This window comes from Pseudomonas sp. CAN1 (assembly GCF_030462585.1).
In the GTDB taxonomy this organism is placed as follows: domain Bacteria; phylum Pseudomonadota; class Gammaproteobacteria; order Pseudomonadales; family Pseudomonadaceae; genus Pseudomonas.
The window spans coordinates 158,221-182,465 of record NZ_JASMRU010000001.1; the positions used below are offsets into that span (position 1 = coordinate 158,221).

At 67.1% G+C, this 24,245-nt stretch carries 25 protein-coding genes; 14 read left to right on the forward strand and 11 right to left on the reverse strand.

The window, feature by feature from the left end:
* The first annotated feature begins 178 nt into the window (after positions 1-178).
* The 6 genes from QO207_RS00770 (at position 179) to QO207_RS00795 (ending at position 7,457) form a co-directional block, all read left to right on the forward strand.
* Positions 179-1,300, forward strand: coding sequence for a PAS domain-containing protein (locus QO207_RS00770; protein ID WP_301478863.1), 1,122 nt, complete (start codon positions 179-181; stop codon positions 1,298-1,300).
* A complete protein-coding gene (locus QO207_RS00775; RefSeq protein ID WP_301478864.1) occupies positions 1,297-2,739 on the forward strand; it encodes a sigma-54-dependent Fis family transcriptional regulator in 1,443 nt (480 codons plus the stop codon). The genes QO207_RS00770 and QO207_RS00775 overlap by 4 nt, the downstream gene beginning before the upstream one ends.
* A gap of 484 nt (positions 2,740-3,223) precedes the next feature.
* On the forward strand, positions 3,224-3,823 hold the full coding sequence (locus tag QO207_RS00780) for a dimethylamine monooxygenase subunit DmmA family protein (RefSeq protein ID WP_301478865.1): 600 nt from the start codon (positions 3,224-3,226) through the stop codon (positions 3,821-3,823).
* Positions 3,820-4,788, forward strand: coding sequence for a PDR/VanB family oxidoreductase (locus QO207_RS00785; protein WP_301478866.1), 969 nt, complete (start codon positions 3,820-3,822; stop codon positions 4,786-4,788). Before QO207_RS00780 ends, QO207_RS00785 begins: the two co-directional genes overlap by 4 nt.
* 14 nt (positions 4,789-4,802) lie before the next feature.
* A complete protein-coding gene (locus QO207_RS00790; RefSeq protein ID WP_301478867.1) occupies positions 4,803-5,819 on the forward strand; it encodes a DUF3445 domain-containing protein in 1,017 nt (338 codons plus the stop codon).
* 108 nt (positions 5,820-5,927) lie between these two features.
* Positions 5,928-7,457 (forward strand): APC family permease, encoded by a 1,530-nt coding sequence (locus tag QO207_RS00795; protein WP_301478868.1) that lies wholly within the window; start codon positions 5,928-5,930, stop codon positions 7,455-7,457.
* A 340-nt stretch (positions 7,458-7,797) separates the two neighbouring features.
* Here the strand turns inward: QO207_RS00795 and QO207_RS00800 are convergent, their stop codons facing one another.
* Positions 7,798-8,727 carry an AEC family transporter gene (locus QO207_RS00800; RefSeq protein ID WP_301478869.1) on the reverse strand — a complete coding sequence of 310 codons (930 nt, stop codon included), beginning with the start codon at positions 8,725-8,727 and terminating at the stop codon, positions 7,798-7,800.
* Positions 8,728-8,828: 101 nt separating this feature from the next.
* Between QO207_RS00800 and QO207_RS00805 the strand changes: the two genes are divergently transcribed.
* A complete protein-coding gene (locus QO207_RS00805) occupies positions 8,829-9,710 on the forward strand; it encodes a LysR substrate-binding domain-containing protein (RefSeq protein ID WP_301478870.1) in 882 nt (293 codons plus the stop codon).
* A gap of 345 nt (positions 9,711-10,055) precedes the next feature.
* On the opposite strand, the gene QO207_RS00810 is transcribed toward QO207_RS00805, so the two are convergent.
* Positions 10,056-10,736, reverse strand: coding sequence for an SDR family NAD(P)-dependent oxidoreductase (locus QO207_RS00810; RefSeq protein WP_301478871.1), 681 nt, complete (start codon positions 10,734-10,736; stop codon positions 10,056-10,058).
* A gap of 138 nt (positions 10,737-10,874) precedes the next feature.
* Positions 10,875-11,825 (reverse strand): adenosine deaminase, encoded by a 951-nt coding sequence (locus QO207_RS00815; RefSeq protein WP_301478872.1) that lies wholly within the window; start codon positions 11,823-11,825, stop codon positions 10,875-10,877.
* A gap of 200 nt (positions 11,826-12,025) precedes the next feature.
* Between QO207_RS00815 and QO207_RS00820 the strand changes: the two genes are divergently transcribed.
* Positions 12,026-12,529, forward strand: a complete 504-nt coding sequence (locus tag QO207_RS00820; RefSeq protein WP_301478873.1) for a hypothetical protein — start codon at positions 12,026-12,028, stop codon at positions 12,527-12,529.
* A gap of 124 nt (positions 12,530-12,653) precedes the next feature.
* Positions 12,654-13,121, forward strand: a complete 468-nt coding sequence (locus tag QO207_RS00825; RefSeq protein ID WP_301478874.1) for a hypothetical protein — start codon at positions 12,654-12,656, stop codon at positions 13,119-13,121.
* Between the two features lie 28 nt (positions 13,122-13,149).
* Here the strand turns inward: QO207_RS00825 and QO207_RS00830 are convergent, their stop codons facing one another.
* Positions 13,150-14,112 carry a 2-oxoglutarate and iron-dependent oxygenase domain-containing protein gene (locus QO207_RS00830; protein ID WP_301478875.1) on the reverse strand — a complete coding sequence of 321 codons (963 nt, stop codon included), beginning with the start codon at positions 14,110-14,112 and terminating at the stop codon, positions 13,150-13,152.
* A 100-nt stretch (positions 14,113-14,212) separates the two neighbouring features.
* On the reverse strand, positions 14,213-15,298 hold the full coding sequence (locus tag QO207_RS00835; protein WP_301478876.1) for a BMP family ABC transporter substrate-binding protein: 1,086 nt from the start codon (positions 15,296-15,298) through the stop codon (positions 14,213-14,215).
* Positions 15,299-15,537: 239 nt separating this feature from the next.
* Between QO207_RS00835 and QO207_RS00840 the strand changes: the two genes are divergently transcribed.
* Positions 15,538-16,620, forward strand: a complete 1,083-nt coding sequence (locus QO207_RS00840) for a calcium:proton antiporter (RefSeq protein ID WP_301478877.1) — start codon at positions 15,538-15,540, stop codon at positions 16,618-16,620.
* A gap of 2 nt (positions 16,621-16,622) precedes the next feature.
* Positions 16,623-17,129 (forward strand): nucleoside 2-deoxyribosyltransferase, encoded by a 507-nt coding sequence (locus QO207_RS00845; protein WP_301478878.1) that lies wholly within the window; start codon positions 16,623-16,625, stop codon positions 17,127-17,129.
* Between the two features lie 145 nt (positions 17,130-17,274).
* On the opposite strand, the gene QO207_RS00850 is transcribed toward QO207_RS00845, so the two are convergent.
* Both QO207_RS00850 and QO207_RS00855 read right to left on the reverse strand, forming a co-directional pair.
* Positions 17,275-18,300, reverse strand: coding sequence for an energy transducer TonB (locus tag QO207_RS00850; RefSeq protein WP_301478879.1), 1,026 nt, complete (start codon positions 18,298-18,300; stop codon positions 17,275-17,277).
* A gap of 85 nt (positions 18,301-18,385) precedes the next feature.
* Positions 18,386-19,348, reverse strand: a complete 963-nt coding sequence (locus QO207_RS00855; protein ID WP_301478880.1) for a GTP-binding protein — start codon at positions 19,346-19,348, stop codon at positions 18,386-18,388.
* Between the two features lie 76 nt (positions 19,349-19,424).
* Here QO207_RS00855 and QO207_RS00860 point away from each other — a divergent pair, with 76 nt between their 5' ends.
* The gene (locus QO207_RS00860) at positions 19,425-19,778 is read left to right on the forward strand and encodes an NADH:ubiquinone oxidoreductase (RefSeq protein WP_301478881.1); all 354 of its coding nucleotides are present in this window, start codon (positions 19,425-19,427) and stop codon (positions 19,776-19,778) included.
* 149 nt (positions 19,779-19,927) lie between these two features.
* Here the strand turns inward: QO207_RS00860 and QO207_RS00865 are convergent, their stop codons facing one another.
* The 3 genes from QO207_RS00865 to dksA are packed head-to-tail and all read right to left on the reverse strand — an operon-like array spanning position 19,928 to position 22,199.
* Positions 19,928-20,560 (reverse strand): DUF1826 domain-containing protein, encoded by a 633-nt coding sequence (locus QO207_RS00865; protein ID WP_301478882.1) that lies wholly within the window; start codon positions 20,558-20,560, stop codon positions 19,928-19,930.
* Positions 20,560-21,762 carry a zinc metallochaperone GTPase ZigA gene (gene zigA, locus QO207_RS00870; protein ID WP_301479395.1) on the reverse strand — a complete coding sequence of 401 codons (1,203 nt, stop codon included), beginning with the start codon at positions 21,760-21,762 and terminating at the stop codon, positions 20,560-20,562. Before zigA ends, QO207_RS00865 begins: the two co-directional genes overlap by 1 nt.
* Positions 21,763-21,794: 32 nt before the next feature.
* Positions 21,795-22,199, reverse strand: coding sequence for an RNA polymerase-binding protein DksA (gene dksA / locus QO207_RS00875; RefSeq protein ID WP_301478883.1), 405 nt, complete (start codon positions 22,197-22,199; stop codon positions 21,795-21,797).
* Between the two features lie 170 nt (positions 22,200-22,369).
* Here dksA and QO207_RS00880 point away from each other — a divergent pair, with 170 nt between their 5' ends.
* Together QO207_RS00880 and folE2 are read left to right on the forward strand one after the other, a co-directional pair.
* The gene (locus QO207_RS00880; protein WP_301478884.1) at positions 22,370-22,780 is read left to right on the forward strand and encodes a hypothetical protein; all 411 of its coding nucleotides are present in this window, start codon (positions 22,370-22,372) and stop codon (positions 22,778-22,780) included.
* Between the two features lie 69 nt (positions 22,781-22,849).
* Positions 22,850-23,737, forward strand: coding sequence for a GTP cyclohydrolase FolE2 (gene folE2 / locus QO207_RS00885; protein ID WP_301478885.1), 888 nt, complete (start codon positions 22,850-22,852; stop codon positions 23,735-23,737).
* 8 nt (positions 23,738-23,745) lie between these two features.
* Here folE2 and QO207_RS00890 read toward each other — a convergent pair whose 3' ends face one another.
* Complete coding sequence (locus QO207_RS00890; protein WP_301478886.1) at positions 23,746-24,222, reverse strand: N-acetyltransferase; 477 nt, start codon at positions 24,220-24,222, stop codon at positions 23,746-23,748.
* Between the last annotated feature and the right edge of the window lie 23 nt (positions 24,223-24,245).

Below are 24,245 nucleotides of genomic sequence, written 5' to 3' on the forward strand. Positions count from 1 at the left end.
CGCGATTGCCCGCAGTGCTGCGTTTTTGCACACCCCCCCTTTACGCCACCCCACGGCGCACGGGCGTTCCAGGCTGGCATGCAACATGCCTTGGTCTTTGCCAATGCCACCGCCTGCCGCCAGATGCGCGCAACGCCGTGCTGGGAATCTGCCTTGGAGATCTGCCGTGGAGGGAAAAATGGACCCACTGAAACTGCTGCTGGACAGGGGCCTGCTGCTGTCCGACAGCCTGACGTCCCAGGGACGCTTCATCGAGGTCTCCGCCGAGCAGACCGACCAGCTCGGCTACCCGCCCGGCTCGCTGGATGGCCAGGGCGCCGAGCTGATCTACACCGCCGACTCGCTGAACGCACTGATGCAGCTGTTCGCCAGCCCGCCGGCGGATGAGCGCGTGCAGGATCTGGAGCTGACCCTGATCCGCCACAACGGCGGCCTGCTGCCGGTGCTCGCCAGCGGCGTACTGCAATGGCGCGACGGCGAGCCGGCGCGCCTGCACCTGGTGAAGATGCCGCTGGGGCCGATCAGCCGCCGTCTGGGCGAGCTGCAAAGCGCCAACGAGGTGATGAGCCAGATGCTCTTCAGCGCGCGGGTGGCCTACTGGTGCATCGAGTTCGCCGAGTCGGTGGACGTGCGCGAGACGCCCGACGAGATCGTCCGCCAGGTGTTCGAAAACCGCTCCTACTGGCGCATGTGCAACCGCGCCATGGCCAACATCTACGAGATGCCCGCCGACGTCGATTTCAGCGAGCAGCCGGTGCGCCTGTACTGGCCGCGCAGCCCGGCCAACGAAGAGTTCGTGCGGCGCCTGATCGAGGCGGAATTCCACGTCGACGGCGCGCTGTCGGTGGACCGCCGCCACGACGGCTCGCCGGCCTACGTGGAGAACGACGTACGCGCCAGCATCCACAACGGACGCATGCTGCGCATGTGGGGCAGCCTGCGCGACGTCAGCCAGGAGCTGCGCATGCAGCACGACGCCGAGCAGCGCATCGAAGCGCTGCGCCGGGTCTTCGACGCGGTGCCCGACGCCGTGCTGGTGATCGACGAGCAGGCCCAGCCGCAATGGCGCAACGCGGCCTTCGAGCAGACCTTCGGCATCACCCGCGCCGCTGGCCTGGCCTCGACGCTGAACCGCATGCCGCTGCCCGAGCGCACCTGGCAGGTGCTCGATCTGCCGGACCAGTTCGGCAATTACCAATCCTTCAGCAGCCACTGCTCGCGCATCCTCATCCGTGAGCAGGTGGCCTGGCGCGTCTTCGTGCTGCGCCAGGCGAACAAAGCCACGGAGCTGCATCCATGAGCGAAGAAGGCTTCTTCGCGCCGCTGCGCATGGGCATGCGCTCGTCGGTCAGCGCGTCGGCGGAGATGCTCTCCGCGCTGCTGGAGACGCCGGCGCTGCACGCCCTGCTCGACAGCTTCAGCGAGGCGCTGATCGTCTGCGATGGCGACTCGCGGGTGCGCTTCATCAACCTTGCGGCAGAGCGGGTCAACCGCGTTACCCGCGTGGACGTGCTGGGCCTGACCGACGTGGATTTCTTCCAGCGCTCGGCATTGCAGTTCGACGACTTCCAGCAGGCCCTGCGGCGTGGCGGCAAGAGCGCGCTGACCCGCTCGCGTGATGGCCGGGTGTTCCTCACCCGCGCCCAGGCGGTGCCGACCACGGCCTATGAGAAGCCCTACAGCCTGCTGATCCAGCGCGAGTACGAGCCGGGCACGGCGGGCAGCCTGCGCAGCCCTTCCGGGCGCGCCTCGACCACCGACCTGCAAGGCCTGGGTGACCCGCAGGACAACGCGCTGCACATGTCACCACTGCTCTCCTCCATCGCCGACATGGGCGTGCGCGCGTTCCGCCGCCGCGCGCGCCTGCTGCTGCTCGGCGAGCCCGGCGTGGGCAAGACCGCCATCGCCCGGCACATCCACCGCGCCGCCGGCTGGGGCGACCGGCCCTTCATCGACGTGAACTGCGCGAGCATCCCGGAAACCCTGTTCGAGTCGGAGATGTTCGGCTACGAGCGTGGCGCCTTCACCGGCGCGTTGCAGTCAGGCAAGCGCGGCTACATCGAAAGCGCTTCGGGCGGCACGCTGTTCCTCGACGAGATCGGCGAGATCCCGCTGCAGGTGCAGGCCAAGCTGCTCAAGTTCCTCGAAGACGGCACCATCCAGCCGGTGGGTTCGCCGTTGTCGAAACAGGTCCAGGTGCAGGTGATCGCCGCCACCAACAAGGATTTGCGCGCCCAGGTGGCGGCCGGCGAATTCCGCGCCGACCTCTACTACCGGCTGGCCGTGCTGCCGGTGGAAATCCCGCCGCTGCGCGCCCACCGCGACGACCTGCCGGTACTGATGGACATCCTCCTGGCACGCATCAACCGCGACCGCCAGCCGCCGCTGCGGTTGGCCTCGGGTTGCCGCGAACGCCTGCTGGGCTACGACTACCCCGGCAACATCCGCGAGCTGGTGAACATCTTCGAGCGCCTCGCGGTGCTCGCCGACGACGTGGCGGAAGAGCTGCACCTGCCGCCGGAACTGCTCGGCGCACCGCCAGCCGGCAGCCCCGTCGCCGCCGTCGTTGCCGAGCCGGCCGCGGCCATCGACGACCAGCCGCTCAAGGCCCAGGTGCAGCGTTACGAACGCCAGGTGATCCTGCGCGCGGTGCGCCTGTGCGGCAGCAAGCGCAAGGCGGCGATCCACCTGGGCATCGATGTCGGCACGCTGATCCGCAAGTTGCAGCGGGACGATTGAGCGCTCCCGCAAGATTCACCTGACGTAGGGCGGATAACGCCCCAAGGCGTTATCCGCCGTGGTGGCGGATAACCCGTTCCGGGTTATGCGCCCTACGTTCCGCCTGTCCACGCCGGAATTTCCCGTATCTGTAGGAGCGAGCTTGCTCGCGAACGAGCCCCACTGCGGAGGCGGTTCGCGAGCAAGCTCGCTCCTACGAAAAGCCTCGCGACACGCATCCACGGGACCACCCTGTCACGCGGCTTTGCCGCGCCCGGCAGAAACGCCCCTGCGACAATCCACCGCTGCAAGCCTGCCTACAGGCGTTGTCATTTCTGCTTACACCTGCGTTTCCATATTTTTTATTTCCCCTTTAATTTCAACAACTTAACTATTTGGCACAGCCTGTGCTCTGTGTACCTCCGACCCGTGGCCGTGCACGGGTCCTCGAATCGCGCTGGCTTTCTGACAACAGAGTGCCGGCAGTTCTGGAGGCACAAGAATAATGCTCATCACAGGTATCAAGAGCCGGCCGGTCTACGACCAGTTGCGCCCGCTCGCAGGTGGTCACCACCACATCATCGCCGGCCAGGGCAGCGGCGGCGCTTCCATGCTCCGTCTGCTCGCCGAGATGCCGCGTACTGCGCCCATCCGCGTGCTGTACGCCACCGAATCCTTCTCCGGCCAGGATCACCTGGCTGCGCTGCGCGACATCACCGACGTCGAGCTTTCGATCTACCCGAGCAACCGCGCGCTGGTCGATGACCTGCACGCGCTGCTGGGCCAGTCGCGCATGGGGACCCGCCTGTACCTGGCCGGCTCCGAGAGCTTCATCGGCACCGCCATGCAGGCCGCCGACGCGATCAACCTGAACAAGGACGAAGTGCTGCGCGAGCACGCCGGCTCCTTCGTCCGTCGCGTCTGGTGCGTGCATTGCGACGGCTACACCGAAAACGTCACCCAGCGCGTCTTCGATTGCCCGCACTGCGCCCGCACCCTGGTGGTCCGCGACCACTACTCCCGCCGCCTCGCCGCCTTCCAGGCCGTGAAGGCCGACGCCGAAGTCCCCGGCGAACTGCCCGATGCCGAGGAGCTCGACACATGAGCCAGTCCAACGGAACCCTGAATGTTCGCGTCACCCGCATCGAGCAGGTGACCCCGGAGATCAAGCGCTTCACCCTGGCCTCCACCGACGGCGCACACCTGACGCCGTTCTCCGGCGGCAGCAACGTCGTGGTGCTGATGCCCCACGCCAGCGGCACCTACCGCAACGCCTACTCGCTGATGAGTTCGCCCTACGACTCCAGCGCCTACCAGATCGCCGTGCGCCGCGTGGAAGACGGCCGTGGCGGCTCGAAGCACATGCATGACGTGGTGCGCGAAGGCGACGAGCTGGAAATCCTCCGCCCGGTGAACCTGTTCCCACTGAGCAAGCACGCGCGCCTGCACCTGCTCATCGCCGGCGGCGTGGGCATCACCCCGGTGTGCTCGCAGCTGGCCGAACTGCGCCTGCGCGGCACGCCCTTCGAAGTCCACCTGGCGGTGCGCGGCGACGCCCATGCGCGCCTGGGTGAGGAACTGCTGCAGGAATACGGCGACGCCGTGCGCCTGTACCGCGACGAGCGTGGCGAGCGCCTGAACATTGCCGAAGTGCTGGCCGACCGACCGCTGGGCAGCGACGTCTATGTCTGCGGCCCCGAGGGCATGATCCAGGCAACCATCGATGCCGCCCATGCCCACGGCTGGACCGACAGCCACATCCACTACGAGCGCTTCCTCGAACAGGGCAGCGTCGGCGAGGCGTTCCAGGTCACCCTGGCGCGCAGCGGCGCGACCATCGACGTGTCGCCCGACCAGAGCCTGCTGGAGGCCGCCGAGGCCGCCGGCCACGAAATCCCGTACCTGTGCCGCGGCGGCGCCTGCGGCATGTGCGAGACCCACGTCCTGGAGCTGGACGGAGAAATCCTCCACACCGACGACTGGCTGTCCGACGAGGACAAGGCCGCCAACAAGAAAATCATGCCCTGTGTGTCGCGTGCCAAGTGCTCGCGGCTGGTCATCGACTGCTGAGCCGGAGAACGACCATGACCATCCAATTCCGCCCCGACGAAACCTACCGCGACGACTACACCTACGCCAACAGCCAGGCCTGCATCGACCGCGCGCCCTGGCCCTTCCCGGACGACGAGTACATGTACTCGATGAACCTGGAGCCGCACGTCTCGGTGGGCACCGACGCCTTCCGCGCGGTGTTCGACATCGACGAGCACTACATCAGCGAGTGCCGCGACCGTGCGATCACCCTGGAGAAGGACCCGGGCATGCACTACGTCTCCGCGCCGCACATGATGGAGGCGCAGTGGGACCTGCTCGAACTGATCATGGAGGCCTACGCCAAGGACTACCCGGAGTACTTCTCCCTGGAGAAGGACGGCACCCGCTGGCACTGGACCAACAAGCTGCTGAACATCGACGACACCTTCACCTTCGGTGATCCGTCGACCCTGCCCTATGAGCCGATGGAATACGTCACCCGCCAGGCCCAGGGCGACTGGGTCCTGCAGGAAGAACGCGACGGCACCCTGTACTGGGGCGCGGGCATCGCCACCCAGCGCGCCGACTACTCGCTGCGCTTCAACCTGGGCATGGCCTGGCACGAGTTCCACGGCCCGGTGCCGCTGGTGAAGGAAACCGGCATGCTCGACCGCGCGCTGAAGTTCCTCCTGCGCCTGCGCAACGGCCACCCGGTGCGTCGTCTGAACTGGTCGCTGACGGTCAACCCGCGCCTGGACGTGTCCGCCGAGTCCCTGCCCGAGTGGGCGCCGGACCGCACCACGGTCACCGCCGAGAACGCAGGGCAGAAGGTCTACCTGCGCATCGAGCTGCAACCGCTGCACCGTCTGCCGCGCAGCAACGCCATCGTGTTCCCGATCCGCACCTACCTGCTGAGCCTGCAAGACATCGCCACCAACCCGGCGTGGGCCAAGCGCATGCACCGCGTGCTCAAGAGCCTCGACCAGCAGCTCGTCGACTACAAGGGCTTCACCCGCTACCACCAGCAGGCGGTGCAGTGGCTCTCGCAGTTCGACGACGGCCAGTAACTCCACAGCAGTACACACAACTACAAACCCGAAAAGGGAACCGGCGGGCGTCGTGAGGCCCGCCGGTCGATTGCCTTCTGCCCATCAACCCCCCGAGAGGAAACAACGATGAGTGGGTCCCCTGCCAAGCGTGCCGCTGGCGTTACCGATTCCGATGCCGAGCAGCTCGCTGCCCTCGGCTACAGCTCCAACTTCGAACGCAGCATGAGCCTGTGGGAGAACTTCTCCCTGGGCTTCACCTACCTGTCGCCGGTGGTCGGCGTCTACACCCTTTTCGGCCTGTGCCTGGCCGCCGGCGGGCCGCCGATGTTCTGGTCGTACCTGCTGATCGGCCTGGGCCAGCTGCTGGTGTGCCTGATCTTCGGCGAGATCGTCTCGCAGTTCCCCATTTCCGGCGGCGTCTATCCCTGGGCGCGACGCCTGGTAGGCAAGCGCTGGGCGTGGATGGTGGGCTGGGTGTATGCCTGGGCGCTGTGCACGACCATTGCCGGCGTCTCCGTCGGCGCCGGCCCTTATCTCGCTGCCCTGCTCGGCTTCGAGCCGAACGCCGACGTCAGCATCTACATCGCGCTGGTGCTGATCCTGGTCTCCACCGGCCTCAACCTGGTGGGTACCAAGCTGCTGGCGCGGGTGGCCATGTTCGGTTTCCTCTGCGAGCTGATCGGCGCCATCCTGGTGGGCGGTTACCTGCTGATCTTCGAGCGCCACCAGAGCTTCAGCGTGCTGTTCAACACCTACGGCCTGAACGTCAACGGATCCTACCTGCCGGCGTTCCTCGCCGCCTCGCTGGCCGGGCTGTTCCAGTACTACGGCTTCGAGGCCTGCGGTGACGTTGCCGAGGAAACCCCGAACCCCGGCACGCGGATTCCCAAGGCGATGCGCATGACCATCTACATCGGCGGCGCCGCCGCGATGTTCGCCTGCCTGGCACTGATCCTCTCCGTGCCGGACATGCAGAAGGTGCTCAGCGGCCAGGACACCGACCCGGTCGCCACCATCCTCGCCAACGCCTTCGGCCCGCTCGGCTCGCGCCTGGTGATGGCGGTGGTGCTGGTGTCGTTCATCTCCTGCGTGCTCAGCCTGCAGGCCGCCGCCAGCCGCCTGCTGTTCGCCTACGCCCGTGACGAGATGATCGTCGGCAGCCGCGTGCTGCAGCGCCTGTCGTCCAACCACGTGCCTTCGGCAGCGCTGATCGTCAGCGGCGTGGTCCCGGCGGCCATCGTCTGCCTGGGCCTGTTCATGGCCGACGCCACCGCGACCATCGTCGGCTTCGCCGCCATCGGTATCTACGTGGCCTTCCAGCTGATCGTCATCGCCGCACTGATCGCCCGCGCCCGCGGCTGGGTGCCTGGCGGCCAGTTCAGCCTCGGCCCGTGGGGCACGCTGGTGAACATCGGTGCGCTGATCTACGGCCTGGGCGCCATCGCCAACATGGTCTGGCCGCGTACCCCGGACGCGCCCTGGTACATGAACTACTCGATGATCCTCACCACCGCCGTGGTGCTGGGCGCGGGGCTGCTCTACATGCTGCTGGCCAAGCCCTACGACAAGGGCACGGCACCGGCGGGCGACGCCCACCGGATCTCCGGCCGCCAACTATCCGCGCGCGCTACGGGCGCGCTGACCGAACCGGCTTGATCGCAACGTTGACGCAATTCGGGCCATACGCCTGAGGGGCTGCGTCTGGCGCGTCACCTTTTCCCGGTGACGCTCCCCTGCGTTTGCGCAACGGACCTGCCATCCCCGTGATGGCCGGTCCGTTTTTTTATGCCCGGTTTTTGTAGGAGCGAGGGGGACGCCTAGTTCTTGCTCGCGAACAGATTTTCCGGCGGCTCCGGCGCTGGGCGGTTCGCGAGCAAGCTCGCTCCTACAGGGTTACGCCGATGCCGCTGAAAACGTAGGAGCGGACTCCGTCCGCGATGGCTTCCGGCGCGCTGCGGACCGATCGCGGACAGAGTCCGCTCCTACGCAACGTCTGCTATCGGGCGATCCACAGCAGGCACAGGGAGAGCGTGACCAGCGACCCCAACGTCGACACCAGGATGCTCCGCGACACCACCGCCGCCTCACGCTGGTAGTACTCGGCGAGCATGAACGGCCCGGTACCGGTGGGCAGCGCGCTGAGCAGCAGCGCCGAGTCCGCCCACAGCGGTGGCAGGTCGAACACCTGGTAGGCGAGGAAGCCGGTGAGCAGCGGCTGGCCGATCAGCTTGATCGCCACCAGCGGCCAGGCGCCGACCTGTTCGCCCTCCTGCTTCTGCGCCAGGAACAGGCCCAGCGAGACCAGCGCGCACGGCGTGGTCGCAGCAGAAAGCATGTCGAGGAAATGCAGCAATGGCGCCGGCAGGCCGATGCCGGTCACCGCCCACAGGCCGCCGATGATCGGCGATACCACCAGCGGGTTCTTGCCCAGCGCCTTGATCACCACCCAGACGGCGCGGCCGATGTACTTCTCCTCCTGCAGGCCGACCTCGATGCACACCACGCAGATGGCGAACAGCACGCAGACCACCAGCAGGGAGGCGATCAGCGCCGGCTCCAGGCCGTCCTGGCCGAACACCAGCAGGCACAGCGGAATGCCCATGTAGCCGGTATTGGCGTAGGACGCGCTGAGACCGTCGATGCTCGCCGCCGGCAAGGAACGACCCTGAGCCAGACGCCAGACCAGGGTGGCGAAGAACACCAGCAGGCAGCCGCCAGTGAAGGCAGCGAGGAAACCCGGTTGCCAGATTTCCGCCCAGGTCGCGGTGGCCGTCACCTTGAACAGCAGCGCCGGCAAGCACAGCCAGACCACCAGCTTGTTGACCTCCGAGGCTGCCTGCGGGCCGAGGCGATTGGTGCGCCGGCACAGCCATCCGACCAGGATCAGCGCGAAGATCGGCAGGACGACGGCGAACACGGTGTGCATGGCAGGGAACCTGGAGTGCGGGAGCGGCAGGCGAGCATAGGGTTGCCAATCGATACCGTCCAATGCTTACTAAGACGCCAATCCATACCTGATCCGTATCGATGATCGACTTCCGCCAGCTGCGCTATTTCCTCGCCCTCGCCGAGTACTTGCACTTCGGCCGCGCCGCCGAGGCGCTGCACATCACCCAGCCGCCGCTGAGCCGGCAGATCGCCGCGCTGGAGGAGGAGCTGGGCACGCCTTTGTTTGCGCGGCATTCACGCTCGGTGGAGCTGACTGCCGCCGGCCGCGACTTCCAGCAGCAGGCCCGCGCACTGCTCGCCGGCCTCGACCTCGCCGTGCGCTCGGCGCGCGCCACTGCTCGTGGGGAGCGCGGCGAGCTGCGCATCGGCTTCACCATGCTTGCCGCCTGGACGCTGCTGCCGCGCCTGCTGAAGACCTTCGCCGACGGTCACCCGGAGGTGAAGCTGGTGCTCAACGAGATGCTGCCGCGCGACCTCGGCCCCGCTCTGGACAGCGGCGAGGTGGATGTCGCCCTGACCTTCCCCGAGCGCGAGCCGGGCCAGCGGCTCTACCGCACACTGCAGCGCGAGCCGCTGTGCGCGGTGCTGCCGGCCGATCACTTCCTGGCGCAGGGCGCGGAACTGGACGTGACGAAACTGGCCGGCGAACCCTTCATCACCTTCCCGCCAGCCACGGCGCCAGCACTGCACGAATCGGTGATGGAGTGCTGCCGCCAGCACGGCTTCGCCCCGGCGGTGCGCATGGAGACGCACCTGCAGCAGACCATCGTCAACCTGGTGGCCGAGGGGCTGGGGGTGTCACTGGTACCGGACTCGATGCGGCGCATGCAGCTGCCCGGCGTGGCCTTCCGCGCCATCGGCCAGTCACCGCAGGTGGAATACGGCGCCGCCTGGAGCCCGCACAACGACAACCCGTGCCTGGCGGCGTTCCTGCGCAGTGTGGGGGCCGTAGAAGCCTGAGCAGAAGCCACCTGTAGGAGCGAGCTTGCTCGCGAACAGATTTCCCGGCGGCTCCAGCACGTGGGCCGTTCGCGAGCAAGCTCGCTCCTACGAAGAGCCCCGTTGCTCAATACGTAGGGCGCATAACGCCTACGGCGTTTTCCGCCATCGCGGCGGATAACCCGTACCGGGTTATTCGCCCTACCAAAGCCGCACAATCACACGCGGCCGGTCACCGGAATGCACGCGCCGGTGATCATCAACGCGACCGAAGCCAGGTACGTAAGGCGCATAACGCCTACGGCGTTATCCGCCATCGCGGCGGATAACCCGTGCCGGGTTATGCGCCCTACGAAAGCCGAGTAATCAGACCCGCCCAGTCACCGGAATGCACGCCCCGGTAATAGCCGCTGCGGCGTCCGAGGCGAGGAACAACAGCGTCGCCGCCAGTTGCTCCGGCTTCACCCAGCGGTCGAACTCCGCGTTAGGCATGTCCGCACGGTTCTGCGGGGTATCGATGATGCTCGGCATCAGCGCATTGACGGTGATGCGCGCGTCCTTCAGCTCCTCCGCCAGCGCCTCGGTCAGGCGCATGACGCCGGCCTTGGACGCCGCATAGGCGCCCATGCCCAGTGCCGCTCGGGTGGCGGCAGCGGCGGCGATGTTGAGGATGCGCCCATGCCCACGGGCCTTCAGGTGCGCCAGCGCGGCCTGGCTGGAGACCACGGCAGTGCGCAGGTTGATGCGGTACATCAGGTCCCAGGTGTCGATGTCGCCATCGCCGAGGGTTTCCCAGTGAAAGCCGCCGGCCACGTTGATCAGCGCATCCAGCCCGCCGAAATGCTCGCTGACCTGCTCCAGCGCGGCGCGTGCGGCGGTCGAGTCCGTGAGGTCGACGCCGCCGACGGACAACGCGCCGGCCTGTGGATAACGCGGGCCGACCGCGCGGTCGAGCAACGCGACCTGCCAGCCGGCCTCGGCGAATGCCTGGCCGACCACGCTGCCCAGATGGCCGAAGCCGCCGGTGATGGCGACGATCCTGTTCATGCTGCTACCTCGTGACGGTGGGAGAGGCGTCCTTATAGGGGTAGCAGGGGTTGCGCGAAAGGTCGCGGGCGCCAGATGGGGGGACGGATCGGGACGTCGACGAAACCCTCTCCCGCAGGGAGAGGGTTCACATCAGCCTTACTTCACCAACCGCGCATCCAGGCTGTTCTGCGCCAGCCGCTGGGCCTGCTCCTGGGTCATCCCCAGGTGCTCGTGCAGGGCTTGGAAGTTCTCGGTGACGTAGCCGCCGAAATAGGCCGGGTCGTCCGAGTTCACCGTCACCTTCACGCCGCGTTCGAGCATGTCGAGGATGTTGTGCTCACGCATGTGGTCGAACACGCAGAGCTTGGTGTTGGACAGCGGGCAGACAGTCAGCGGGATCTGCTCGTCGATGATGCGCTGCATCAGCCGCTCGTCCTCGATGGCGCGCACGCCATGGTCGATGCGCTCGATCTTGAGCAGGTCCAGGGCTTCCCAGATGTACTCCGGCGGGCCTTCCTCGCCGGCGTGGGCGACGGTGAGGAAGCCTTCGCTGCGGGCGCGGTCGAACACGCGCTGGAACTTGCTCGGCGGGTGGCCGACTTCGGAGCTGTCGAGGCCGACGGCGACGAAGGCGTCGCGGAACGGCATGGCCTGGTCGAGGGTCTTGAACGCCTCTTCCTCGGACAGGTGGCGCAGGAAGCTGAGGATCAGGCCGTGGCTGATGCCCAGTTGCTTCTCGCCATCTTTCAGCGCGCCCTGGATGCCGCGAAGCACTACCTCGAAGGGCACGCCACGGTCGGTGTGGGTCTGCGGGTCGAAGAACGGCTCGACGTGGATGACGTTCTGCGCCTTGCATTTCTGCAGGTAGGCCCAGGTCAGGTCGTAGAAGTCCTGCTCGGTGCGCAGCACGTCAGCACCGGCGTAGTAGAGGTCGAGGAATTCCTGCAGGTTGTTGAACGCATAGGCCTTGCGCAGGCTCTCGACGTCGCCCCAGGCCAGGGCGACCTTGTTGCGCTCGGCCAGGGCGAAGAGCAGCTCGGGCTCCAGCGAACCCTCCAGGTGCAGGTGCAGTTCGGCCTTGGGCAAGGCGTTGAGCCAATCGTACATGGTGAGATCTCGTTATCGGGTGGCAGCTCCGCCAGGGGTACACGGGCTCGCCAGGCAATCAGTCCGGAGCGGCGCGGCCATCAAGAGCATGCACGCAGCGCCAAAAGGCAATTCTGACGGAAAAGACAGAATTCCGCGAAATCTTCCGCCCAGCAGTCTTCCTACAATCGTCCGCTTCCCAACTGCCAACGGACTCGCTCATGAAGAAGGTGCTGGCCATCCTGCTGCCCCTGGCTCTCGCCGCCTGCGAGGACTCTCTGGACTTCGTCTACAACGAGCGCGTCAGCCAGGCGCTTGCGCAGAACATGCAGCAATTCGACCGCGACCATCGTCTCTTCCTCGATGGCGGGTTCGACATCACCTCGCCGTCCACCCGCGACCTGCGCCTGGAACAATTGCGCCGGCAGATCGACGACCTCGAACTGGCCCTGGACCAGGTCGAGAAACTCCGCCACAGCGACAACGCCGAGCGTTTTTCGCGCAATCTGAGCGGCTACTATGAGCTTCAGGTGGGCTACTACCAGAACCTGCGGCGCTATCTGCGCGCCACCGACAAGGCCAAGCGCGACGGCCTTGCCGAGGAGCTGCAGGCGTCCTACGTGCTGCTCAGTGCGGCACCGGACCGCCTGTTCAACAGCCAGAAGAAGTTCATGGAGAAATCCGGCCTCCCCAGCGAACCGGCACCCGCCGCCACCGGCGGCTAGCGACGCTGCGGCGCCCGAAGGTCTGGTGAAGATATTTCCGACAGCAAAGACAGACATCCATGAATGTCCGCCCCAGCCCCCCTCTCTAGAATCGCCCTCCTCATCCAGTCCCCCGGGGCACCCCATGAAGAAGTCACTGGCAATCCTGTTGCTGCCGCTGCTCCTGGCAGCCTGCGGCAAGCCCGCCGACCTGGAGTACAACGCGGCGGTCGCGCCTTCGTTCCTGCATAGCGCGCAGCTGATCGACACCGACATGGAACGGCTGATCCGCGGCGAGTTCGATGCCGGCGCCGGCTCCCACGGCGACAGCCCCGACAGCCGCATCGCCGACCTGGAAAGGAACCTCAACCAGGTCCAGCAACTCCAGCACAGCGTGGATGCCGGCAAGTTCGCCGGCAGCCTGTCGCACTACTACGAACAGCAGATCGCCTATTACCAGCAGCTCAAGCGCTACAGCCAGACGACCGACAAGGCGCAGAAGGAATCCCTGGCGGAAGACCTGAACCGCAGCTACCTGGCCCTGAAGGCCGAGCCTGACCGGATTCTCGCCGTGCAGCGGCAGTTCCTCGAACGTAGCGGACTGCCCAACTGAGCAGCCCAGACACGCTGCGTTCAAACCTTCAAGCCACATCCTCCCGGCGATAGGCGTAGGTCGCGGCAAAGCGTGAAGTCAGCCAGTCGCCGCAGGTGGTCGGCGGGTACTTCGGCGGATTGTCCGCATCGAAGCAGCCGGGCAGGCACTCGATGGCGGTGTCCATGTGCGGCTCGGCGAAGAACGGCATGGAGTAGCGATCCACGCCCTCGGGGCTGATCACCCGGTGCGGGGTGGAGCGGTAACGGTCGTTGCTCCAGCGCGCCATCATGTCGCCGATATTGACCACGAAGGTGCCGTCCAGCGGCGGCGCGTCGATCCAGTCGCCCTGGCGATTCTGCACCTGCAGGCCGCCGGCATCGTCCTGGTACAGCAGGGTCACGCAGCCGTAGTCGGTGTGCGCGCCGGCGCCGGGCTGGTCGCTGCTCTGCCGGGCCGCGGCCGGCGGATAGTGGATCATGCGGAACACGCTGACCGGCTGGACGAAGCGCCGGTCGAAGAACTCGCGGTCGATCCCCAGGGCGATGGCCAGCGCGCGCAGCACGGTGCTGGCCAGTTCCTGCATGTCGGCGTAGTGCGCTTCCAGCAGCGCCTCCCAGCCCGGCAGGTCGGGGTGGCGATTGGGCCCGTAGAACGATTTGCCGGCCAGCACATCGGGGTGCTCGGGCGGCAGGTTCAGGGCCATATCGAAGGTTTCCTTGAAGTCGCTGGGCAACTCGGGGTCGAGCTGTTCCGTGGCGATGGCGCCGTAGCCGCGATGGTTGCGGCTCCGGGTGATATCGATCTGCAGCTTCTCGGCGGCCGGTTGGGCGAAGAAAGCCTTCGCTGCGGCCAGCAATGCGGCGAAGCGCTCGGCCGGCAGCGGGTGACCCTTGATGTAGAAGAAACCCCACTCGCGGCAGGCGCTGTCGATCTGCCGGGCCACGTCGGGCCAGGCGGATTCGTCGCGGCCGTAGAGCGGGGCGATATCGATGACGGGAAGGCGGTCCATGGTTCGTTCTCGTGCAAAGCCTGCTGTTGGCAGGAGCAGGGCTGCTGGCGAAATATCGGTTCGCGAGCAAGCTCGCTCCTACAGGTTCATGGCCGGGCGGTTACTTGGGCAGGTCGGCCTTGAGGCCTTCGACGTAGTAGTCCATCGAAGCCAGGTCGGCGTTGCTGGCCTTCACCCCGGCGGCGAAGCGTTCCTTGCCGCTCTGGTCCTTGATCGGGCCGGTGAAGGGGTGGAAGACGCCGCTGCGGATGTCGGCGATGATCCGGCTCGCCTCGGCCTGCACGTCGGCCGGCAGCACGTCCTGGTTGAGCGGCAGCACGACGGTTTCCTCGGCCAGACCGCCCCAGAAGTCCTGCGGTTTCCAGGTGCCGTCCATGACTGCCTGGGTCGACTTGATGTAGTGCGGGCCCCAGTCGTTGACGATGGAGGTCAGCACGGTCTTCGGCCCGAAGTGCTGCATGTCCGAGGCGTAGCCCACGGCATAGACGCCGCGACGCTCGGCGGCCTGGATCGGCGCAGGGCTGTCGGTGTGCTGGAACAGCACGTCCACGCCCTGGTCGATCAGCGCGTTGGCCGCGTCGGCCTCCTTGCCCGGGTCGAACCAGGTATTCACCCACATCACCTTCAGCTCGGCCTGCGGGTCGTACTTGTTCAGCGCCAGCTGGATGGAATTGATGTCGCGGATCACCTCGGGGATCGGGAAGGAGGCGATGTAGCCGATCTTGTGCGACCTGGTCATCTTCGCCGCCAGGTAGCCACCGACATAACGGCCCTCATAGGAGCGCGACAGGTAGGTGCCCAGGTTCTTGTCCTGCTTGTAGCCGGTGGCGTGCTCGAAGGTGACCTTGGGGAACTGCTTCGCCACCTTGGCGGTGGGGTTCATGAAGCCGAAGGAGGTGGTGAAGACCAGGTCGTAACCGTCCTTGGCCATGTTGCGGATCACTCGCTCGGCATCGGCGCCCTCGGCGACGTTCTCGACGAAGCTGGTCTTCACCTTGTCGCCGAAGTGCTCCACCAGCTCGCGGCGGCCCAGCTCGTGCTGGTAGGTCCAGCCGTGGTCGCCCACCGGGCCGACGTAGACGAAGCCGACCTTCAGCGGGTCGGCAGCGCTGGCGCCCAGGCTGGCGCCAAGGCCCATGGCCAGGACCAGGCCACGCAGCAGGGTGTTCAGGGTCTTGTTGTTCATTGACGCTCCCGTCGATGCAGTCCGTGTATGCAGTGTCTTGGACGGAGCGCGGCGCTCCGGCAGGGAGCGCCAATGCAATTACCTGACCAGGTGGACAAGTCACCCCTGCCAGGGCCTTCGCAGTGCATTCGCGGTGCGAGCGTGACTCCCTATGGTGCGCGGCCGGGCGGCGCTGGTGCGCCTGTGGTGCATTGCCTAAGATGGCGCCCTCGCTTCTCTTCGGAAATGGACAGCCCTCGATGCTACGCGCGCTCAAAGACGAAAAATTCCTCCTCATCGCCCTGCTGGTGGCGGTGGCGGTGTACCCGCTGGAGCACAGCCTGCTGGGCGGCGGCAAGCTGCTCGCGGGGATCACCGCCAGTGCGCTGCTGGCGGTGATCATCGGTGTCTCGCTGCGCGTGGCGCACCATGCCGAGATCCTCGCGGAGAAGGTCGGCGAGCCCTACGGCACGATGATCCTGACCCTGGCGGCGGTGCTGGTGGAAGTGGTGATCCTGGCGATCATGATGAACCACAACCACTCGCCGACCCTGGCCCGCGACACCATCTACGCCGCGGTGATGCTCGACATGAACGGCATCCTCGGCCTGGCCGCGCTGCTGGGCGGCCTCAAGCACGGCGAGCAGTCGTACAACGACGACTCGGGCAAGACCTACGTGACCATGATCCTCACCGCCGTGGGCATCTCCATGGTGGTGCCGGAGCTGATCCCGGCCGAACAGTGGAAGCTCTACTCGTTCTTCACCATCGGCTGCATGGTCATGCTCTACGCGCTGTTCCTGCGCATGCAGACCGGCCAGCACAGCTACTTCTTCAGCTACAACTACGCCACCCATGGCGAGCACGCCGAAGGCCATGAAGCCCCCGGCAACAGCAAGCAGTCCATGGGCATGCTGGTGGTCGGCGTGGTGCTGATCGGCGCCCTGGCTGAGGTGATGTCCAAGGCCCTGGACGTCGGCCTGGAAGGCAGCGGCGTGCCGCCCATCGTGCCGGCGCTGCTGGTGGCGGCGATCTCCGCCAGCCCGGAAATCCTCACCGCCCTGCGCGCGGCCATGGCCAACCGCATGCAGCCGGTGGTCAACATCGCCCTGGGCGCCTCGCTGTCCACGGTGATCCTCACCGTGCCGGTGATCGAGGCGCTGGCGCTGTTCAAGGGCCAGCCGATCCAGATGGCGATGACCCCGCTGCAGACCGGCATGATGTTCATCACCCTGATGGTCGCCGGCTACAACCTGCATGACGGCAAGACCAACGCCATCGAGGGCATGACCCACTTCGTGCTGTTCGCCACCTTCCTGATGCTGTCGTTCATGGGACTCTGACCATGCTCAAGCTGTACCTCGCCGGCCCCGACGTGTTCCGCCCCGACGCCTTCGAACAGGGCGAGCGGCTCAAGGCCCTGTGCACCGAGTTCGGAGTGCAGGGGCTTTACCCGCTGGACCATTCGGTGCCGGACGGCATAGTCGAGCCGGCCGAGCAGGCGCGCTGGATCTACCAGGCGAACCTGGAACTGATCCGCCAGGCCGACGCGGTGCTGGCCAACCTCAACCCCTTCCGCGGCACCGAGCCGGACAGCGGCACGGCCTTCGAACTGGGCTTCGCCGCCGCGCTGGGCAAGCCGCTGTTCGGCTACCTCGACGAGGGCGGCAACTGCATCGAGCGCCTGCCGTGCGAATGGCAGGGCCAGGAGCCGGGCCGCGACCGCGACGGCAACCAGGTCGAGGCCTTCGGCCTGCCGCTGAACCTGATGCTCGGCGTGCCAGCGAAGATCGCAGTGGGTGGGCCGCGGGAGGCGCTGGAGTTGCTGCGCAGGGAGTTGAACCTGGCGTAGGAGCGGACTCCGTCCGCGATGGCATCCGGCGCGATGCGGACCTATCGCGGACAAAGTCCGCTCCTACGCAAAATCACGCCACAGCAGATTACAGACAATAAAAAACGCGCCCCTGGGCGCGTTTTTCGTTTGGCTCGGCAGACCGTCAGCGACGCCCTTCGAGCTTGAAGAAGAACACCTTGGTCGCCTGCCGCGCGACGATCCGCCCGCCGCTGACGCGGGGCTCGAAGCGCCACTTGTCCATGGCGTCGCGTACGGCGTTGTCGAACATCCGCGGCGGCGTGGACTCCAGCACCTGGATGTCGGCGATGCGGCCATCGCTGGTGATGGTGAACAGCACCTTCACCCGGCCTTCGATACCACGGGTCAGCGCCATGCGTGGGTAGACCGGCGGGTCCATGCGCAGCGGCTTGATATCGCTGTCGTTGAGGCTGCCGGTGGGCAGGCCGGCCGGGCCTTGCGAACCGCTCGGCGCAGCCTGGGCGCCCTGGGTGAACTGGCCCACGGTCGGCGCGGCAGGCGGCGGCGGTGCAGCCGGGGTCGGCGGCGCAGGCGCTTCCTCGGCCGGCTCGGGGTCAGGCTCGGGCTTGGGTTTCGGCTTGGGCTTGGGCGAAACCTTGGGTACGGCCTTCTCGGGCGGCTTGGGTTTGGGCTTGGGCTTTTCCACCGGCTTGGGCGGCTCGATGGGTTTCGGCGGCTCGGGTTCCGGCGGCGGCGGGGTCGGCGCGGCAGCGGGCGGCTGCTGTACCGGCTCAGGCTTGGGCGGCAGGGTGACGACGCTGACCTGCATGGCCTTGGGCAGTTCGCCCGCGCCCAGGTTCAGCTCGGCGGGAGTCGGCATCACCCAGACCAGCGCGGCAACGATGGCCACGTGCATGGCAATCGCCAGACCGGAGGATTTCCACCAGCCACCGGGTGGCGGCGGCTGGTCGCTCTCTTCCACGCCTTCGACCGGCGCGGCGTAGGGAATCAGCACTTCTTCGGGAACCACTTCCTCGTCGCGGCGCGGGCCAGCGCAACTGACCAGTCGCAGGGTGGCTTCATTCACGCGCTGGGCGTTCACGCTGGGCAAATGGGCGCCGTCATCCGCCGTGGCGGAAGTGAACAGCTGTTCCTCAGCGTCTACGGCTGGACTGGCGTCCGCCGCTTCGCGCGGTTGGGGTAACGACATGAGAAAGCCTGCGGGGAGAGTTCACGAAGCAACATCTTCTGATAATTATTATCATTCACTAGTCGCGCGAGGGCAACCTCGTCTGTCAGTCAGGTGCGATGGCGTAGCGCAAAAGCCCGTCCTGCAAGGCCTGTGGGTCAACTTCGGTTGACAGGATCAGCTCGATGCGACTGTCCTTGCGCCACGCGCTGGGCGTCCAGGGCTCGGCAGCGGCGGTCCGATTGCACGCCTGCCAGCCGACCTCGCCATGCACCACCGCCTTGGCCCGCAGCAGGCCGGGAAGCCCCGTCAGCCAGGCGTCCAGCCCTTCAATGGAGAAGCGCCAGTCGCGGTGGAAGCGCCAGCCAATCGCCTGCCGGCCGTCCTCGATACGCACCTGGCGCAGGGGCAGCTCGCGGCGCAACAGCATCGCCGGCTCGCCGGCCGATGCAGCCTGCGGCAAATCAGCGCTCGCCTCGGCGGCGGCGCTGGTCGGCAGGTCCGCCAGCGCCAGTCGGCCATGAGTCGTCCAGCGCAGCGGCACCGCCGGCAGGCGCGCCGCCAAAGCAGCGCGGACAGCTTCGTCGAGGCCTTCGGACTTGTTCATCAGCAGCAGCGCCGCATCGCCGAGCGCCAGCTGCTGTGCCTCGGGCAACGGTTGCCCGGCGGCCAGCGCGGCGGCATCCAGCACCATCAGCATCGGCTGCACCGCCAGCACACCCTCCCAGGGGGCGGCGCGCAACTGCGCCAGCAGCTGCGCCGGATGGCCGAGGCCGGAGGGCTCGATGAACAGTCGTTGCGGCCTGGCCTTGCGCAGCAGGCGCGCGAGGCCGACCTGGAACGGCGCACCGTTCACACAGCACAGGCAGCCGCCGGCGACCTCGCCCAGGGCGATGCCGTCCTCGTCGCGCGCCAGCAGCGCGGCGTCCAAGCCGACCTGGCCGAATTCGTTGACCAGCACGGCCCAGCGCTCGCCCGCCGGGCGTTGCTCCAGCAGCGCCTGCAGGAGGCTGGTCTTGCCCGCCCCGAGGGGGCCGGCGATGAGATGAGTCGGGATCTGCTTCAACATTCGCCCATGGTGCCGCCTGACGCTCGCGGGGAAAAGCGCTAGAGTCGCGGCTTCGTCAAACGCCAGCGGACCGACCATGCGCCAGTTCCTCCCCTTCGCCCTCGCCTGCCTGCCCCTGTTCGCCCATGGCGAGGCCTGCGTGGTGCACAGCCAGGGCAAGGATGTCGACGTGAAGATCTGCCAGCAGAATCGCACCATCCCGGAAAAACTTTTCCGCGAGGGCTTCTGCCAGCCGCAATTGAAGGACCAGAAGGTCGAGGTGACCTACGCCGAGAGCTGCCCAAGCGGCGCCTTCGGTGTCTGCGAGAACGCCCAGACCCAGGGCGTGCCCTACCGCCAGGACATCCACTACTACGGCGTGGCCAGCGACGCGCGCATCCTCCAGCCGTACTGCGAGCAGCAGAGCAACGGCCAGTGGCGCAAACCCTGAGGTACGGTCATCGCCCTGTCACAAGCCTCGGGCTTACTGACGTCGGGTACCTCACACCCTCTCGGCACCCCACGCCGGGCATGATCTTGGTGAATCGGGTCGCTCCCCGCGAGCGACCCATTTTTTTGCCCGCGCGCCAGCCGGGCTGATCAGCCCAGCCAGTCCAGCGTCAGCAGCAACCGGCGCTCGCCGGGCGGCGGCGCGGGCGAGCGGTGGACGACGCCACCGCCCTGGTTGCCGGCCCATTTCTCGCCCTTGAACAAGCCGACGTCCCCCACTCTCATCCGACGGATTTCCGCGCGGCTGTTCGGCTCCGCCGTCGCATCGCCCAGGCGCGAGCGGGCCATCGCCCATTCCTCCAGCCATTCGCTGGCCGGCCCGGCATAGGTGGTGACCAGCCGCAGCGCTACATGGTCGACATGGAAGCGCGGGCACATGGCGCGCTCCAGACTGCGCAGGCGCAGGCCTATGACCTTCGCACCGGTCAGGCAGGCGAAGGCTTCGGCCAGCCATTGCAGGTCGGCGCGCAGCAGCGAGCAGCCATCGAGCAGCGCGTATTCACGCAGCACACCGCCCAGGTCCACGCGCTCGTCGTGCACGTCCAGGCTCTGCCGGATATCCACCGGCTGGCCACTCAGCCAGCCGGCGAAGGTGGCAACTTCCGGGTACAAGGTGCGCTGCCAGACGGCCAGGTTGACGTCCTCCTTGAGCACGTCGGCGAGCACCTGCGGGTCTTCGCCCAGCACCTGGCGCGGCCAGGTCGGCGTTTCCAGGGCGAGCATCAGGCCTGGCTCTCCCAGGGCTCGAACGGATCGTCCAGCAACTTCCAGGCAGTGCTGCCGGCGGCCATCTCGTCGTCGTCCAGCAGGCAGTCGTCCAGCTCGGCGAACAGCTGCGGGAAGTCCAGGTTCTGGCCGATGAACACCAGTTCCTGGCGGCAGTCGCCGCTCTCCTCGCGCCAGTGGCGCAGCACACCCTGCAGCTCGGTGGTGTCCTGCGGCCAGTGCTCGCGCGGCACGAAGCGCCACCAGCGACCGGCCAGGCCATGGCGCATCAGGCCGCCGGCCTGGGACCAGCTGCCCGCCTCGCGGTAGCGGCTGGCTAGCCAGAAGAAGCCCTTGGAGCGCAGCAGCCGACCGTTGCTCCAGGGCTGGGCGAGGAACTCGTGGAAGCGCTGCGGGTGGAAGGGCCGGCGCGCACGGTAGACGTCCGAGGAGATGCCGTAGGCCTCGGTCTCCGGCAGGTGCTCGCCGCGCAGCTCCTTGAGCCAGCCCGGCGCACGCTCGGCGCGCTGGAAGTCGAAGCGGCCGGTGTCGAGGATGGTCTTGAGCGGCACCTGGCCCATCACCATCGGCTGGATGTTGGCATCGGGGTTGAGCCGGCGCAGGATCGCCAGCAGCTCGTCGCGCTCGGCGCTGCCGATCAGGTCGATCTTGCTCACCAGGATCACGTCGGCGAACTCCACCTGCTCCACCAGCAGGTCGCAGAGCGAGCGCTCGTCGTCCTCGCCGAGGGTTTCGCCGCGCTCGGCGAGGCTGTCCTGGCCCTGGTAGTCGGCGAGGAAGTTCAGCCCGTCGACCACCGTGACCAGGGTGTCCAGCCGCGCCAGGTCGGACAGGCTGCGGCCCTGTTCGTCGCGGAAGGTGAAGGTCTCGGCCACTGGCAGCGGCTCGGAGATGCCGGTGGATTCGATCAGCAGGTAGTCGAAGCGGCCCTCGCCGGCGAGGCGGCTGACCTCTTCCAGCAGGTCCTCGCGCAGGGTGCAGCAGATGCAGCCGTTGCTCATTTCCACTAGGCGTTCCTGGCCGCGGTTGAGGCTGACGTCGCGCTGCACTTCGCGGCCGTCGATGTTGATTTCGCTCATGTCGTTGACGATGACCGCGACCTTGAGGTTCTCGCGGTTCTTCAGCACGTGGTTGAGCAGCGTGCTCTTGCCGGCGCCAAGGAAGCCGGACAGGACGGTAACGGGGAGCGGGGTGTTCACGATGCTGTTCAAGGGGATCATCTCCAGGGTATTCAGGCTTCGCGGACGTGCAGTTCGCGCCGTTCCTGGCGCTCCTTGGCCTCGATGCACAGCGAGGCGGTGGGGCGCAGCAGCAGGCGGCGCAAGCCGATCGGTTCGCCGGTTTCCTCGCACCAGCCGTATTCGCCCCGGGCCAGGCGCTCCAGCGCCTGGTCGATCTTGTCGAGCAGCTTCTTCTCGCGCTCCAGCAGGCGCAGCTGCCACTGGCGCGCCTCCTCGCGGCTGGCCACGTCGGCCTCGTCGCTGGCCCGCTCAGGGTCCTGCAGCGCCTGGAACTCTTCGGAGATGCGCACCTGCAGCTCGTCGCGCTGGCCCAGCAGCAGTTCGCGGAAATAGCCCTGTTGCGCCTCGTTCATGTAGGCCTCGCCGGGCTGGGCGAGCAGTTCCTGTTCGGTCATGACCGTCTCCGGAAGGGAGTGATCTTTTATGTTATATTATAACAATGCACTGCTTCGCAATCAGAAGCCTGCAATCAGCAACCGAGCACCGGTAGTCGCCCCTGCGAATCGACAAGGCCGCTGTCGCCGTGCGATACCGGTACTCCGCTCCACCCCTTCCGAGACCCCAGATGCCACGCCGCGCTTTGCTCACCCTGCTCGCCAGCCTGTCCGCCGTCGGTGCCCATGCCTCCGGCCAGCTGCCGATCCCCTTCCCCGGCGAGCAGCCGGCGCGCTGCGCCTGGTCGGCCAATGTGCTGGCCTGCATGGAGGATTCCGGCAGCCTCTACAGCATCGTCACCCAGGGCCATGACACCTACCTGCGCGGCTACGACGCCAGCAGCGGGCGGCGCTGGGCACAGACTGGCACGCGCTACGGCAGCCTGACGTTCTTCAGCGGAGTGGCCAGCGACGGGCAGATCTGGATCGGCACCAGCCGCGGCATCGGCTGGACCAACATCAGCCGCTTCAGCAACTCGTCGGGCGACAGCGCACGGCTGAGTTGCGGGCGCGTCAGTGGCTGCAAGCAGCAGGAACGCTGACGAGCCCATTGCGGGATCGTCGCGAAGCAAATACGTTATATTATAACAATTGCCGACCGTGACCCGCCCATGACTGCCCTGCTGCCCGATATCGCCTGCCAATCCACCCGCCTGCCCATCCCGCTCGACTGGGTCGGCATGCACGGCATCGCCGTGCCGCTGCGTATAGCCGGCGAACGGGTTGCCGCCTTCGCCGACGCCGGCGTCAGCCTCGATGAAGCCGACGCGCGCGGCATCCACATGTCGCGGCTGTTCCTGGAGCTGGAGGCGCTGGCCGAGGACGAGCTTTCACCGGCCCTGCTGCGCGGGCTGCTGGGCCAGTTCCTCAAGAGCCACGCACAGCTCTCCCAGCGCGCCAGCCTGGCACTGCGCTTCGAGCTGATGCTCAGACGCCCGGCGCTGGTCAGCCCGCTGAGCGGCTGGAAGCGCTACCCCTGCGAAGTCCACGCGCAGCTGGAGGGCGACGTGCTGCAACTGGAGCTGCGCCTGACACTGGCCTACTCGTCCACTTGCCCCTGCTCCGCCGCACTGGCGCGCCAGCTGATCCAGGAGCGCTTCGACAGCGACTTCGCCGGGCGCCCGCTGAAGGCCAGCGAGGTCCGCGCCTGGCTTGGCAGCCCGCAGGGCATAGTCGCTACACCGCACAGCCAGCGCAGCGAGGCACAGCTGCGGCTGCAGCTCGACCCGGCCACGGACGCGTTCGCCTTCGACGAGCTGATCGACCAGGCCGAAGCCGCCCTCGGTACGGCGGTGCAGACCGCCGTGAAGCGCGCTGATGAACAGGCCTTCGCCCTGGCCAACGGGCAGAACCTGATGTTCTGCGAGGATGCCGCACGCCGGCTGCACCGCGCCCTGCGCGAGCGCCAGGAGCTGGCCGGCTTCGAGGTCCGCGTGGTGCATGCCGAAAGCCTACACGCCCACGACGCGGTGGCGGTGAGCCGCTGGGTGCGCGGCTAGGGGTTCGGTCAGGCGCTGAGATCGAGCGCCAGGCGAATCTGGTCGCGGCACTGGATGCCGTTCTCGAAGATCGGCTCGGGGTAGTGGCGGACGAAGTGATCGACTTCGATGCCGACGATGCGGAAGCCCACGCGTTGGTATAGGCCGAGCTGGGCCAGGCTGGAGTTGCCGGTGGCGATGGTCAGGCGTTGCAGGCCGGTCTCGCGCGCCTGCTCGATGGCCGCCAGCAGCAGGCGCCGGCCCAGGCCGCGCTCCTGCCATTCGTCCTCCACCGCAACGCAGGTGATCTCGGCAACGCCGGGTTCGCGCGGGGTCAGGGTGAGCACGCCGCGCACCGAGTCGGCTTCGTTGAGCGCTAGCAGCCGCGAGCCGGCCAGGTAGCTTTCGATCTGCTCGCGGCTAGGGTCGGCCTTGAGCAGCAGCGACCAGGGCGCCTGCTCGGGCGAGAGTTCGACGAGGGACAGATCGGGGAAGAAATTCACCATGATTCATCTACCAAAGAGTCAGT